This is a genomic window from Photobacterium sp. GB-72 (assembly GCF_003026095.1).
Taxonomy (GTDB): Bacteria; Pseudomonadota; Gammaproteobacteria; order Enterobacterales; family Vibrionaceae; genus Photobacterium.
The window spans coordinates 26,964-42,731 of sequence record NZ_PYNV01000006.1 but is presented as its reverse complement, the minus strand read 5'-3'; the positions used below and the strand labels follow the sequence as shown (position 1 = coordinate 42,731).

Sequence of the window (15,768 nt, the reverse complement as noted above, 5' to 3'; positions counted from 1 at the left end):
TCTCATTATTTAATATCAATTGTTCGACTGGCTTTTTTATATTGCACTCGCCACCCTTGCCATCGTGGTAATTCCCATCGTTTTGGATCTGGTTTACGGTTGCCAGACTGATAATTTGCAACAACAAGTTTACGATGAATATCATATTCTATAGCCATCACAAGATCAGTGAGTTTAACTTCACACGGGTAACGCTCATCAAACTCTTGCCGTTCCCATTCAGGGATCCCCTCAAAGGTAAAATCTGAAGGTTCAAAGAGCTCGAGATCATCAATATGTTCAATCCCTAAATCTTCAATTTGTTGCGATAGCCATTCAATGGCATCAACCGGCTCAGGTGCACGTTTAACAAAATCTGCATTATATAAACCCAATGCGAGATATAAATTCCACTGCGAGATATCTGAGATAATTCGAGGTGCAAGATCTGGCATTACTTCACTTGCAAGTAGCATATCGACAATAGCAGAGCGTGCTGATTGCCCTTCAGGTTCAATCCATTGAGTATCAATAACCCGTCCAGCATAAATCCGCTGGACAGCCGTTTTAAAACTGCCATCCTGTTGTTCAACGGTATCACCTTGAACCAACTCACCTAACTCAGCATTATTTATTTGTGACAAGGTAACGGGAGAGCTACATGTTGCCAAAATGCGGTTTTGTTTAACCCCTCTTCCTGGTAAGGCAAATTGATCAAATACGATCACTGCTTGAGATAATGATCCATCTATCGGCGGGTTATCAATTAAGGAATCTTTCGCACTACTGACTTCAATAATACCGTTACTCATTGCCTGCTGACGTTTTTCTCGACGAAGAAAAACCAATTCAGGTACCGCCTTGATTACAGCATCTTGCCATAACTCTCGTTTAAATCGGCTAGCAACAGACAGCTCTGGAAGTTCAAGTAACTCTCGCATTTGAACTGACAACAAACGCGCTTCTGCTAGCATATTGTCATCTACCACAAGCCATTCTGGACACTCATCCATACGCACCATTTTTATTAATGCCGTCGCATCACAAAATACGTTACCCAGCCATCGATACAGTTGTTCAATATTTTCTTCTGATCGCGGTGGCTGCCATAACCGTTGCGGAATAGACAATGCAGCAGCAAGATCGACCATTGCTTCTTTATTTGCTCGGGTATCCATCGCTGTTATTAAGTGGGCAAATAAAGTATCGATAGGTAGTTGATATAAACAACGGCCATAATCAGTAATAACTTCATTTTCAGTCATAGCTCCCATCGACAACAAAGCCTGCTGCGCTGCAACAAAGGTTTTTTCAGGTAGAGGATCAATAAACGAAAGTTGGCTGAGTTTTGCGTTACAACATAAAGCAGCCAAATAGGCTTCTACCAATTCTTCGCGTTGCAACTCTGGCGGTGTTAATAACTCTAGCGCTGCGGCTTTACCATACAAGCGAATACAAACACCATCTGTTACGCGCCCTGCACGCCCTTTCCGCTGCTCTGAGCTTGCTTTGGAAATAGCGTGTAATGATAATACTGTTCGACCGTTTCGCTGGTGAGTACGACGTTCTAAACCAGAATCAATGATCAACGTAACCCCTGGGATAGTTACCGAGGTTTCAGCCACATTTGTCGCAACAATAATGCGTTGCTTATCACTTTGTGTTAGAGCCCGCTTTCTTTCATCATCGGTAACTGAAGCGTGTAATGGAATAATATCCATTAATCCTGCTTGTATTTGCTCACTAAACTGTTGCGTTAGTGCATTTTGCGTTGACGCTATCTCTTTTCTTCCGGGTAAAAAGATCAAAATGTCTTGGTGGCTATCAATATGCGTTTGAACCAAGCTAGTTATCCGCTTATCGATATTCATCACATCGGGCATATCTCGACTATCAGAGGTATGATGCAACACATTCACCGCAAAATTACGCCCTTTAGCTTGTAAGTGCTGTGCGGATAAATAGTTAACTAATCGTTGGCTATCAATCGTTGCAGAAGTAATAACTAAACGATGAGATTGTTGCTGTTTGAGTAACGCAAGTAGAAGATCAGTATCCCAACGTCTTTCATGAAATTCATCAATAATAATTGTTGAGAACTGATCTAAATTACCTTCACTTAACCAACGTAATGCAACACCGGGAGTCGCATAAATAATATCCGTATTTTCATCAAAGTGATGCTCAAAACGGATCGCATAACCAACGGATAACTGATCTGGGTTTGCGTCTTCTGTTAATAAATATTCAGCTAGCGATGTACAAGCAACCCGTCGAGGCTCAACCACCAGCACTTTCCCATAAATAGCAGCCCATAGTGGTAGACGGGTTGATTTACCCGACCCCGTTTCTGCTTCAACAACAATATGTTCATCACGTAACAAGGCTTTAAATTGTTGCTCAATGCTATCTATAGGTAAATTGTTCTGCATATCCAATATATCTTTAATGAATTCAAAGCTATTTTCGCAATTATTACCTACATTGTCAGTGAGAATCATAATATTCATTAAACTTGCTATTCGTATCAACCTAATTGTTTATTCCATCATCAATTACGTTTCATTATTTTATGTAAGTACTACTAATTTCATCGAAAAATTGACTTTTTTTTGTAACTCCCTAGCCTTACAGCATCAACTTATGGAGGCAACGCCACATGACAACGAAAACCATATTTAATCCTGAGCTTTGGAACGAAGTTGAAGGCTTTGATTTTGAAGATATTACTTATCATCGCGCCAAAGATCAGGGTACTGTTCGTATCGCAATTAATCGTCCTGATTGCCTGAATGCATTTCGTCCCAAAACAGTTGATGAGCTTTTCACCGCACTCGATCACGCTCGTCAATGGTCTGATGTAGGCTGTGTATTACTAACGGGTAATGGCCCATCTCATAAAGGCCAGTGGTCATTCTCATCGGGTGGCGATCAACGTATTCGTGGTAAAGATGGCTATAAATATGAAGGCGAAGAAGCGGGTACTGCTGACGTTGCGCGTATGGGTCGACTTCATATTCTAGAAGTACAACGCATGATCCGCTTTATGCCAAAAGTCGTTATCGCGGTTGTTCCCGGTTGGGCTGTTGGCGGCGGTCATAGCTTACACGTTGTTTGTGATTTAACGCTGGCATCTAAAGAACATGCCATATTCAAGCAAACCGATCCTGATGTTGCGTCGTTCGATTCTGGTTACGGCTCTGCGTATCTGGCTAAAATGATCGGTCAAAAACGTGCCCGTGAAATCTTCTTCTGTGGTTTTAATTACAGCGCACAAGAAGCCTATGAAATGGGCATGGTGAACAAGGTTGTTGATCACTTTGAACTAGAAGAAGAAGCGCTTCGTTGGGGTAAAGAAATCACAAATAAATCACCAACAGCAATGCGTATGCTAAAATACGGTTTCAACCTTTCAGATGATGGTTTAGTCGGTCAGCAACTGTTTGCTGGTGAAGCAACGCGTCTTGCTTACGGTACAGAAGAAGCACAAGAAGGTCGTGATGCGTTCCTAGAAAAACGCGATCAAGATTTTAGCCGCTTCCCTTGGCATTACTGATCGACTCAATTTCTAGATAAATAAAAGCCACTTACTGATTATCAATAAGTGGCTATACTGCTTTACTCATTTATTTTGCTATGAATCCTAACGTAGAATAATCAATCGAAACAACACTGAAGCCTTCGCTAAATAGTGATTTATGACACATCTCCTTGCGTAAATGTCTTGTTAATCTCCCCCATCGTTGGTCAATATTTTTAAATTGAGTATACCGTTGTGACGAGACGATATTGTTCAAAAAAATGATTTATAAAATATGGCACGCGTTCACGCATATAAACTAATTACATCATTAACTCGCCAAAAAACGTCACTAAAACCAAGTATCAATTTAAAAAACAGCATTTTCACAAATAATATGGCTCAACTTTCAAAATAAGTGATCATACCCTTTGTATTCTTATCTTTGACGTTCTAGCATTAGTGACCAACTGAAAACTTGCACTTGTTTTCAATTTTAATCTTCTAGCTACAGAGTCTATTTGCATGAACAACGATAAAAGACCTTTATATATCCCCTATGCAGGTCCTGCACTACTTGAAACACCTCTTCTTAACAAAGGTAGTGCATTCTCTGTCGAAGAACGTATGTTCTTTAACCTTGAAGGGCTTCTTCCTGAAGCTATTGAATCTATTGAAGAACAAACAGAACGTGCTTATCAGCAATACCTAAAGTTTGATAACGATATGGATAAGCACATTTATCTGCGAAATATCCAAGACACCAATGAAACCTTGTTTTACCGTTTGGTAGAAAATCACGTAACAGAAATGATGCCAATCATCTATACCCCTACAGTGGGATCTGCGTGTGAGGATTTCTCAAATATTTACCGTCGTGGTCGTGGTCTATTCATTTCATACCCAAACCGTGATCGTATTGAAGACATGCTGAACAACGCGTCTCGTCAGAACGTTAAAGTGATTGTTGTAACCGATGGTGAGCGTATCCTTGGTTTAGGTGATCAAGGTATCGGTGGTATGGGCATTCCAATTGGTAAGCTTTCTTTATATACCGCATGTGGTGGTATCAGCCCAGCTTATACTTTACCTGTTGTTCTTGATGTTGGTACCAATAACCCACAACGTTTATCTGATCCCATGTACATGGGTTGGCGCCATACCCGCATTACCGGAAAAGAGTACGATGCGTTTGTTGATGAATTTATCCAAGCCGTAAAACAACGTTGGCCTGAAGCATTAATTCAATTTGAAGATTTCGCACAAAAAAATGCAATGCCTTTACTTGAGCGTTACAAAGATAAAGTTTGTTGCTTTAACGATGATATTCAAGGCACAGCAGCGGTAACTGTTGGCTCTCTACTTGCGGCATGTAAAGCAGCAGGCAATAAACTGTCTGAGCAGCGTGTAACCTTCCTTGGTGCGGGCTCGGCAGGTTGTGGGATTGCAGAAGCGATTATTGCACAAATGGTGTCTGAAGGTATTTCTGATGCACAAGCGCGCAGTCAAGTATTCATGGTTGACCGTTGGGGCCTACTCATTGATGGCATGCCAAATCTACTCAACTTCCAACAAGCTCTTGTTCAGAAAAATGCACAATTAGCAGATTGGGATGTGGCAGATAATAACATCTCACTCCTTGATGTTATGCGTAATGCAAAACCAACGATTTTAATCGGTGTATCTGGTGTTCCGGGACTGTTTAGTGAAGACGTGATCCGTGAAATGTACGCGCACTGCGAACGCCCTATCATTTTCCCACTTTCCAACCCAACCAGCCGCGTTGAAGCAACACCGTTTGATTTGATCCGTTGGACGGATGGTAATGCACTTGTTGCAACAGGTTCACCATTTGAGCCTGTGATTTATGAAGGTAAAACTTATCCAATCGCACAATGTAATAACAGTTACATTTTCCCAGGTATTGGTTTAGGGGTATTAGCCATTAATGCTCGCCGTGTTACCAATGAAATGCTAATGGAAAGTAGTCAGGCCTTAGCGGAGTGTTCTCCACTTGCTATTCATGGACATGGCCCACTATTACCGCCATTAGAAGATATTCAGAAAGTCTCACGTAAAATTGCTTTTGCCGTTGCGAAGAAAGCGGTAGAACAACATAAAGCACCGAAAAACTCCGATGAACGTATCCGTGAAAAAATCGATGCTAACTTCTGGAAATCAGAATATCGTCGTTACAAACGAACTTCGTTCTAAACCTCAGTTTAAAAAAGGTGCCAATCTGGCACCTTTTTTTGATGTAAGTAATACTGCGCCTTTACTCGTTATTGAATATTATTTCAGCAGTCATAAGGTAAAATGACAATACGCAGACATTTACCTCTTAATTAATAAACATTTTATTAAATGATTAGGGTAAGATATAAGATAAGAACTTTGTACTTTCGTGGATAATTATGAAACTGCTCAACTTCATCCGTATTTCTGCAGTTATCTGTATCTTATTTGTTTCAACATTATTGTTATTTGATCGTTGGGTTTCAGCTCGTACATCTGATCGCATTTATCATGATATCTCTACAGTACCCAAACATTCTGTGGGATTAGTTCTTGGAACAAGTAAATATATAGCTAAGACACTAAACCCATATTATGAATATCGTATTACAGCAGCATTAGATTTATTTAAACAAGGTAAAATAGATTATTTTTTACTCAGTGGTGACAATGCACACCGCTCATATAATGAACCTTGGACGATGAAACGAGATTTATTAAAAGCAGGTGTTCCTGATGACAAAATTGTTTTAGATTATGCTGGGTTTCGAACGCTTGATTCTATCGTCCGCGCAAAAGAAGTGTTTGAAACGGATAACTTTACAATTATTACCCAACAATTCCACTGCGAGCGCGCCCTATTTATTGCTGACAGTTATAACATAAAAGCTACATGTTTGGCGGTACATGAGCCAAATGGTACGGCACAACTTAAAATCCGTATTCGAGAAGTACTTGCTCGTGTTAAAGCATTGAGTGATCTGTTTATACTGAATGTTCAGCCTAAGTTTCTAGGCCCTAAAGAACCTATTATAAAACCCGCACCTTCCACTGTTATCAGTGATGATACAGCACCATCTTCAGCTATTAATAGTCAAAAGCAGTTAGATAATTTAGCAGTGACAAAAAGTAACACTTCAAAGTAAAACATAAAGCCAGTGATTTCACTGGCTTATATTTTTAACCTGTCTTTAGCTTTTATCTCTCATCATCTTCATAAACCTATGCTTTACATCTTTCATATGATGAAAAACGTCGGTTTTCATCTTCTTTTTTAACTCTGTACGTTTAGTCTGTCTCTGCATCCCTGCCATTTTACTGCCCATCTTTGCGTCAATAATTTGTCGGAAAACATATTAGCACAGGCTACAAAAGTTATAGCGGCGATTCTTTGTGATCAACACCTAAATTATTAGTCATTGATAGAATGATATTGCTCTATTTTCTTAACCTTCGAATAAACAATAAAATATCTTTTTATTTCAATCGTCTAGAAATAACAAAATCACTTAATTATCACCAAAAATTAACCGATTATATACATAAGTCTCAAATTCTTTCGTTAACAAGCCTTATATTAGCAGCGCAACTAGATGCATTAACTACTGGCCTTGCTATTGGAGAAACGCTATGACAGCGCTCACACTCACGATTAAACAATGGATATTGAATCGTAATAGTCTAATTATCATTGCAGATATACTTTTGTTTTTAACGCTACTAAACACGCTACCATTTGAAGCTAATATCACATTAGGGCTTAGTATATTAAGCTTTATCGCTGTGCTCTGGTTAACTGAAGCATTACATGTCAGTGTCACTGCCATTCTCGTTCCCTTACTCGCCGTATTCTTTGGTGTTTTTCAAACTCAGCAAGCATTAGCAAACTTCTCTAATCCAATTATATTTCTCTTTCTTGGAGGCTTCGCGTTAGCTGCAGCATTGCATAAACAGCAACTCGATCAAGTCATTGCAGATAAAGTGCTAGTAGCTGCAAAAGGTAAAATGTCTGTTGCCGTATTAATGCTATTTGGTGTAACAGCAGGGCTATCAATGTGGATAAGTAATACAGCCACTACCGCAATGATGCTGCCATTAGTACTAGGGGTATTAAATAAGGTTAATAGTAAAACAGGTCATAACACTTATGTCTTTACCCTACTTGGTATTGCTTATTGTGCCAGTATTGGCGGCATTGCCACGATTGTCGGCAGCCCTCCTAATGCCATTGCAGCCGCAGAAGCAGGATTAAACTTTACCGAGTGGATGTACTTTGGCATACCTGTGAGTCTTTTTTTGTTACCGCTAACCGTTGGTCTGTTATATATTCTTCTAAAACCAAATTTAAATCACACCTTTGAGATTGACCACACTCCTGTCACTTGGACAAAAGGAAAATTTCTTACTCTAGCTATTTTCCTTCTCACAGTTAGCTGTTGGATTTTCAGCAAACCTATTAACGCATTTTTAGGTGGGTTCGCTAAATTTGATACGCTGGTTGCCTTAAGCGCCATCGTATTATTATGTGTATCACGCGTGGTTAGCTGGAAAGATATTCAAAAATCAACAGACTGGGGTGTACTTATTCTATTTGGTGGCGGTATCTGTTTGAGCAATATATTAAAAGCCACGGGAACAAGTGTCTTCTTAGCACAAGAGTTAAGTACGTTTTTAAACCAAGCGGGTTTATTCCTTACTATTTTAGTTGTTGCTATCTTTGTTGTTTTTCTCACCGAGTTTGCAAGTAATACTGCCAGCGCAGCGCTGTTAATCCCTGTATTTGCAACCGTTGCAGAAGCATTAGGTGTATCGCCTGTTGTGTTATCAGCTCTTATTGCTATCGCGGCTTCTTGTGCCTTTATGCTGCCTGTTGCGACACCACCTAATGCGATCGTATTTAGTACAGGCTATATAAAACAACAAGAAATGATGCGTGTTGGTATTTATCTCAATATCTTATGTATTGCATTTCTAACAATATTTACTTGGCTATTCTGGTAATTTTAATAAAAAATACATATAAAGAAGGTGCCTGCCAACACCTTCTTTATCTATTATTTCATAATAAGGTTATGAGTAACCTTTCATTGTTTCCATTTTCTTTTTCTAATTTACACTTTCCTTTTTGTTCTATTTTTTTTAATTGCTCTTCTTCTAAAGCAAAAGGTAATAATAATAAAATACTTTTTATACCTTCATTTCGTGATAATAATAATAATCGAATAATATTCTGCGTATCACTGGCACTGCTTGATAATACTTTTAACGCCTGTTGATGTAACTTTTCTGCGGGGCTTATTTGTGAATATGTGCCTGTTTTAATATTTAATTCAAAAGATGAAATGATGTTTTTTACAACATCAATAAATGTCCATTTTTGATTACAAAGAAGCGAGAGGAAATGCGTGTAATCAAATATGATTTGCTCTTTTTCTGATGTGTTCAACATTGTTTCCATAACTATCCTTAGGTAGAAACATAACATCTTCTAGCATTAACTTAATGTCCTTATCACTATACGACTAGTAGAATAACAAACTAAATCACCCAACCTTGATTTGTGATTATCGTCACATAAAACATTTGATTTAACATTACAAAAAACACTTTCAAAACAAAGATTTAACAACAAGAAACCTTTTATTATCACTACTCATTTATGATTAAGCATGTTACGTGACCATATATTCTGTGGTAGCAATACCCCAAGATCTCCTTTAATACACAAAAAAAAATGCTTAACCATTCGATCAGGTTATTGAGAATAACAATCAATCGATATATTTAAGCGCGTAATTTTACCTTTAAAAACGCTGTGCCATTATATAACTGCTTTATATGGTAATCATTTTGAAAAACGACTGGAAAATTTGTCAATACAAGACTAAAATCGCCTTGTTTTGGGGAGTAGTCACAATTGTTCGTCTGTCGTCATCTCGAAGTTTACACTTCCGGCAGCCGTGAATGGATTTGCATTATTATTCATGCACCATTTTGACGAGACCAATGCCATTATCGCTTGCACATTGGTGCAGTCATACTCAAACACTCAGAGGTTTGAGTTTTTAATGCGCGTAAGGTTGATTGTGAAACACCCTTTTACCCTGCCTTCCGCGTTTTTAATCTTTATGCGATAACATATTGTTGCCAAACTATATTGCCTTTTTATAGGCATATAACTTTATACTTATAAAAAACTAATATTTATTATTTAGTTTATAAAATAACAATACGTTATCGCTTTAAGGTCGATTTTTAGGAGAGACTCTATGAGCCTTTTTAGCTATGAAGGGTTCGCTGTATTAACAGTGTTAATGTTTGCGTTGGATTTGTATCAAACACGTGGTGGTAAGATTTCCATCAAGAAAGCAGCTATCTGGAGTGTATTCTGGGTTTTTCTCGCTTTCTTATTTGCGGTGTTTATCTACTTCAATTGGCAGTTGATGGCACCAGAAAGTACCTACAGTAATTCAAAAGCAGCAACTGCTTTTGTCACGGGCTACTTATTAGAAAAATCATTAAGTGTTGATAACTTATTTGTTTTCGCCCTAATTTTTGGCCAATTTATGGTACCTGAGCGTTTACGCCCGCGCGTATTAATGCTCGGCATTGTCGGTGCGCTTTTTTTACGTGGTGGTATGATCGCAGTCGGTGCTCAACTCTTGGATGACTTCCATTGGGTTATGTACATCTTTGCCGTTTTCCTTCTTTACACTGGCTTCAAACTCTGGAAAGAAGATGAAGAAGAACAAGAAGACTTCTCAGATGCGTTACCGGTACGTATTGTAAAACGCTTCTTTAAAGTTACAGATGATTATCACGACCATAAAATGTTCGTTAAAGGAGAGCATGGTTGGTTAGCGACACCATTACTTGTTGTGGTTGCAGTGATCGCGCTTACCGATGTCATGTTTGCACTCGATTCTATTCCTGCGATCTTTGCGGTAACACGTGAACCGTTCTTGGTGCTTACTGCTAACGTATTTGCATTACTAGGCTTACGCTCACTGTATTTCGTACTTGAGGGTATGTTAACGCGTTTCTGCTACCTACGTGTCGCACTGGCATTTATTCTAAGCTTCATTGGCTTGAAGATGCTTTTAGTCGGTACCGCTTGGGCTATCCCAACAGCGGTATCACTGTGTGTCATTGTTCTTACTATTTCCATCGCCATTGGCGCATCGCTATGGAAAACACGTAACGACGAACAAACGCCTATCAATCATGAATAAAAAGTAAAAAAAACGCCACAGGTGTCTGTGGCGTTTTTTATCTTTATTGTCTAAGCCAATTTAGCAACAATAGTTTGAATATCAACAGGGTTAGTAACAATATAGTCAGGTTTAATCAGCGCTAATTGCTGATGATCGCTGTCTTTTTGGGTATCAACCCATACGCTCTTAATACCTGCATTTTTAGCACCTATAATATCTGCCGCCAATGAATCCCCCATATGGATGACTTCTTCAGGTTTACAGTTCACCAAGTTTAGTGCTTTTTCAAAAATACTTACTGCCGGTTTTTCCTCAGGCTCTTCCCCACCCACAATAATATGATCAACATATTGCTGCATTTCTGTTGCGGCCAACTTTGGATGTTGTGAAAAAACCGGACCATTGGTAATAACAACCAATTGATATGATTTGCGCAATGCCAACAGCGTTTCTTTCATCTGAGGAAAAAAATCAAAGCTAGCCATACGAGATTGATCAAAGCATGCTTGAATAGCGACTGCAGCATCAAAAGATAACTCAATGCCCTGCTCTTTAAATAAAACTAAAATAAGGTTTTGGCGGAAGAGAAGCTCATCGGATATTAGTGGCACTAGCTCAGGTAATTCATCATTGAGTTTTTTATATACACCTGCAATATAGCGTTCTAAAAACATGTCTACATTTAATTGTGGGTACAAATTACTGACATATAATTTCAGCTCGTTCGCGGCATGTTTGTCAGCTAAAGACGTTGCACACAAGGTTTCGTCCATATCGAGAAAAATAGCTTTTAACACGTTAACCTTCTTTATTAGTGATTACAGGCACACTTATAGTAACGAGTATGGTGCGCTTAACCTAGTATTTATCATGATTTCATTACCCAAACTGATGAGTATCACGTATTTTAAGTATAAAAAAACCAGCAACCTAGTGCTGGTTTTTATCTTTAATTACGACTTAATTTTTAACAAAATCTTTCATCGTAATAAATTTATTTTTAATCTTATTTGCACTTGGCGAGTCATAACCGTAGATATCTTCACGCATTTGTACTTTACCATTATTATCAACCCATGCCGTGAGATAGACAAAATCGACACCAATCCGCTTAGATAAACTCACGGTTTTTTGCTTTTTCGCATCTAACATTTGTTTAAATTCTGGAATGTTTCCACGATTTTGGTACTCAATTACATAATTAGCAAGATCATAAGCACGTTCAACACGTACACAACCAGAGCTTAAATCACGCTTAGTTTTGCTAAACAATCCGCGTGAAGGAGTATCGTGCAAGAAAATAGCGTAATCATTTGGCATAAGGAACTTAACACGACCAAGTGAATTACGAGGACCAGGACCTTGCTGAAACTCATGCGGAAATGTTTTTGGATTCACCGTCGCCCAGTCAATACTCGTTGGTGAAATCACAGTACGATCACGCCAACTATTTAAAATCTGCATATTATGCTGCTTTAAATAATCAATATTGTGCTTCACTTTTGGGATAACATCATGCTGCTTGATTGTAATCGGTACGTTCCAGTATGGGTTTACAACCATAGTCGTAATAGCCGATGAGAATAAGTTTGTAGGACGGCTATCACGACCGACAATGACTTTAGATTCAAATACGATGTTACCTTTATCAAACACTTCTAACTTATAGTTAGGAATGTTAACCCAAATATGAGGACGATTTTCATTATACTTATTTAAGGTAGCCACACGTAGCGTATTCAATGCTAAACGACGCGCAATATCCGCATAAGGCATAACAAGTTGCTGAACAGTTGCCTCACCAATAATACCATCACTTGCTAAACCATGACGTTTTTGGAATGCTTTTAAGCTTTCAAAAACAGCACCAGAATTGGTGATCTGATGTTCAAGTGATAAACGGTCGTAATCTGTCTGATCCATATCACCAAGGGTATACAATACTTTAATCAACTCATGCCCGTTAGGCAGTGTTGCCCCTTTGCGATAAACCTGCTTAAAGTTCGATGATGTTAAAGTATGCGCGGGTAAATTCAGGTATTTGGCAATCGCATCCATTGTTGGTTTAAATGCAATATAACCAGGACGTAATTGCTCAAGTCTCGCAAGTGTCATCGGATAAACATTAACGCCATCGGCATATTTGCTCATCGACTTACTCATGTTAATAGGCTTAGACAAGAACAGTACATCACGGTGAGTTGCAATGTAGTTTTGGAATGCGCGATACACATAATAGGTATCAGTCGCTAATAAGTCATAAGCTTGCTCGTTATTTTCACTCTTAAGCTTATTCAGTTCGGAAAGACGTTGGGATAAACCCGGTAGCATTTTTGTATCTACAACGGCTTTTAACTGTAGTTCAAACTCATCTCGCAGTGCTTTATTTTGCCAAAAAGGATAAAACTTATTCTCAGTATACGCTTGTTCTATTTGAGACTTAAAACAAATCTTATTCACCGAATCAGCACAAAGTGTTTTGGTGCTAAACACTGTTTGATTGTTTAAAGAAGACCAATCCACACTACCTGTACTCGTTGCAGGAGCTTCTCTATCATTTACAGGAGGAAACACAACAGTATCTTTATCCGGCCCTGTAATGTTCACATAGTTATGTGGTGCAATGTGTGCTAATTCAATAGCAAAAGCACTACTCGGAAGAATCAAAGATAAAACAAGAAGCTTGCTGAAACACTGAGTGACAACACGCTGAGAATTAAACATCTTTAAAGCGATCCTTATCAAATAAAAGAAGAAAGATATCCGTATTAAAATAACTAAACGTTCATTTACAAGCATGTAACGCTTACATACGGCACACAAACAAAATAACCTGTATAAAGGCCAATATCAGTATATTTAGACAAATTTTTAATCACGATACAATTCAAATAACGTAACTTTAAACGTTAAATATACCCTAACAGGATTTTTTATACTGAGTATCACACATTTAATACAAATATCACCTTGATTTAAAAGATAAAAAAAACATTATTTGAAATGGTGTTCATAAAAACACCATTTATCTAAAATATCTATTAGCGCAAGTTAATCGGCATTTTATAGTGAGTTCGTCTCAATTATGCTCAAAAATAAAGCTACTTATTGTTTTCGCGATAGAAAGCCCACTCTTCTACAACTTTACCATCCGCTAAGTGACAATATCCCACTTCACCTTTTTCTTCTTTTTTAATTTCAAGTTTCCCACCCTGCTCCTCACAGTAAACAGAAGCTGGATTCGCCATACCAACCGCTTCTTTTTTGGGTTGTTCTGGTTGTTTTTGCTCTTCTTTATTACACCCAACTAATGCGATACCCAAACCGATAACAGCGAATAAAACTGTCCACTTTTTCATATTCATCCCTTATGTCATTCGCTTTTCCATTTTGGAAAACATACGTTAATTCTTTTTCACTTCTGGAAATTGTTAATCTCATCTAAAGTGCCACTAAATTATAACAATGCACGGTACTTGCAATGTCATTACATTCCAAAATAAAACAGATTATTTCTTCTTCTACATTAAGCCCGAAACAAAAAACATTGTTTCTCTCTCTCGAAGCTGAAGCAATTGTAGACTATATGCCAGTAAGTGACGAAATTTTAGAAGCAAAAAATGAAGGAATTATCTGTGATATGTTCGAAGGTAATGCGCCTTTTAAGCCTCGCTACATACTGCCCGACTATGCTAAATACTTACAGAATGGTTCAAGCTATTTAGAGCTAGAGCCCGCAAAAAATCTGGATGACGCGCTCAATGCGCTCACCATTATTTATCATCACGTACCATCTGTAACTAACTACCCTGTTTATATCGGTCAACTTGATGATTTATTGTTACCGTTTGTAAATAGTGAATCTGAAACTGATATTTACAACAAGCTAAAGCGTTTTTGGATTATGCTCGACCGCACCCTACCCGATGCGTTTATGCATGCCAATATTGGTCCAACTGATAACATTATTTGCCGTACTATTTTAAAAATTGATGCAGAGCTTAAGCAAGTCGCGCCTAATCTCACTTTTATGTACGACGCTGAAGTATCACCAATATCTTTACTCGAACAAGCTTGCCAAAATATTTGTGAATGCAGTAAACCCCATATTGCCAACTACCCAATGTTTAAAGATACATTTGGTAAACAAGGCTTTGGTATTGTTAGTTGCTACAACTCACTACCGTTAGCAGGCGGCGCAAATACACTTGTACGCTTAAACTTAAAAGCGGCGGCAGAAAAAGCAACAGATGTAGATAACTTCATCAACCAAGTGCTACCGCATTATTGCCAAATGACTTTCGGACTTATTGAAGCGCGTTCAGCATTTCTTCATGAAGAATCAAACTTCTATACTAGCTTTTTAGTACAAGAACAATTGATTGATGAAAACCGTTTTGCCCCAATGTTTGGTATCTACGGTATGGCAGAAGCAGTCAATTTATTATTGGAGAAATCAGGCTCAACAGAAAAATATGGCCACAGTGATTCAGCCAATGCATTAGCATTATCTATCACTCAACTATTAAGTGACATTGTCACGAATACACCAGTGAAATATGGTTATAACCAGCGAGCACTATTGCACTCGCAAGGTGGTATTAGCAGCGATCAAAACGTAACACCAGGGATCCGTATTCCTTATGGTACAGAGCCTGATCCTGTTTTGCACATTAAAGCGCTGGCTGCACATCATCAGTATTACCTATCAGGTATCAGCGATATTTTAACCATTGATGAAACAATCAAACAAAATCCACTCGCCATGGTTACCTTATGTAAAGGCGCATTAAATATGGGGTTTCGTGAGTTTACCGTAAACGTTCACTCAAACGATCTTGTTCGAGTAACGGGCTATATGATTAAGCTATCTGATGTTGCTAAATTCAAAGAGGCCGGTTCACGTACCAATACAACGTGGTTAGGCTCAGAAGCCAGCGAACAAACCGACATTTTAAAACGTATACCTCGTGTGTTAAGTCACGAGCAAACACCTCATTATTCACATCTCTCTATTGAGAATTAAGAGTTAACAAGTAA

The 15,768-nt window shown here is 38.4% G+C and carries 11 protein-coding genes; 6 read left to right on the top strand and 5 right to left on the bottom strand.

Annotated features, from left to right (window positions below):
- Positions 1 to 5 precede the first annotated feature (5 nt).
- Positions 6 to 2,489: a helicase-related protein gene (locus C9J40_RS09055; RefSeq protein ID WP_107246595.1), complete on the bottom strand. Its 2,484-nt coding sequence runs from the start codon at positions 2,487 to 2,489 to the stop codon at positions 6 to 8.
- 149 nt (positions 2,490 to 2,638) lie between these two features.
- Here C9J40_RS09055 and C9J40_RS09050 point away from each other — a divergent pair, with 149 nt between their 5' ends.
- From C9J40_RS09050 to C9J40_RS09035, 4 genes are all read left to right on the top strand, one after another.
- Positions 2,639 to 3,535 carry a 1,4-dihydroxy-2-naphthoyl-CoA synthase gene (locus tag C9J40_RS09050; protein ID WP_107246593.1) on the top strand — a complete coding sequence of 299 codons (897 nt, stop codon included), beginning with the start codon at positions 2,639 to 2,641 and terminating at the stop codon, positions 3,533 to 3,535.
- A gap of 489 nt (positions 3,536 to 4,024) precedes the next feature.
- Positions 4,025 to 5,713: an NAD-dependent malic enzyme gene (locus tag C9J40_RS09045; protein ID WP_107246592.1), complete on the top strand. Its 1,689-nt coding sequence runs from the start codon at positions 4,025 to 4,027 to the stop codon at positions 5,711 to 5,713.
- Positions 5,714 to 5,913: 200 nt separating this feature from the next.
- On the top strand, positions 5,914 to 6,660 hold the full coding sequence (locus C9J40_RS09040) for a vancomycin high temperature exclusion protein (RefSeq protein ID WP_107208459.1): 747 nt from the start codon (positions 5,914 to 5,916) through the stop codon (positions 6,658 to 6,660).
- Between the two features lie 484 nt (positions 6,661 to 7,144).
- Entirely contained in the window at positions 7,145 to 8,515 is a 1,371-nt protein-coding gene (locus C9J40_RS09035) for a DASS family sodium-coupled anion symporter (protein WP_107208460.1), read from the top strand.
- Between the two features lie 58 nt (positions 8,516 to 8,573).
- On the opposite strand, the gene C9J40_RS09030 is transcribed toward C9J40_RS09035, so the two are convergent.
- Complete coding sequence (locus tag C9J40_RS09030) at positions 8,574 to 8,972, bottom strand: hypothetical protein (protein ID WP_107246590.1); 399 nt, start codon at positions 8,970 to 8,972, stop codon at positions 8,574 to 8,576.
- 811 nt (positions 8,973 to 9,783) lie between these two features.
- Here C9J40_RS09030 and C9J40_RS09025 point away from each other — a divergent pair.
- A complete protein-coding gene (locus tag C9J40_RS09025) occupies positions 9,784 to 10,746 on the top strand; it encodes a TerC family protein (protein WP_107208462.1) in 963 nt (320 codons plus the stop codon).
- 50 nt (positions 10,747 to 10,796) lie between these two features.
- On the opposite strand, the gene C9J40_RS09020 is transcribed toward C9J40_RS09025, so the two are convergent.
- The 3 genes from C9J40_RS09020 to C9J40_RS09010 form a co-directional block, all read right to left on the bottom strand.
- A complete protein-coding gene (locus C9J40_RS09020) occupies positions 10,797 to 11,525 on the bottom strand; it encodes an HAD family hydrolase (protein WP_107208463.1) in 729 nt (242 codons plus the stop codon).
- A 163-nt stretch (positions 11,526 to 11,688) separates the two neighbouring features.
- A complete protein-coding gene (locus tag C9J40_RS09015) occupies positions 11,689 to 13,452 on the bottom strand; it encodes a murein L,D-transpeptidase (RefSeq protein WP_107246588.1) in 1,764 nt (587 codons plus the stop codon).
- A gap of 377 nt (positions 13,453 to 13,829) precedes the next feature.
- Positions 13,830 to 14,087, bottom strand: coding sequence for a DUF333 domain-containing protein (locus C9J40_RS09010; RefSeq protein WP_107208465.1), 258 nt, complete (start codon positions 14,085 to 14,087; stop codon positions 13,830 to 13,832).
- A 122-nt stretch (positions 14,088 to 14,209) separates the two neighbouring features.
- Between C9J40_RS09010 and C9J40_RS09005 the strand changes: the two genes are divergently transcribed.
- On the top strand, positions 14,210 to 15,754 hold the full coding sequence (locus C9J40_RS09005; protein ID WP_107246586.1) for a YjjI family glycine radical enzyme: 1,545 nt from the start codon (positions 14,210 to 14,212) through the stop codon (positions 15,752 to 15,754).
- Positions 15,755 to 15,768 lie beyond the last annotated feature (14 nt).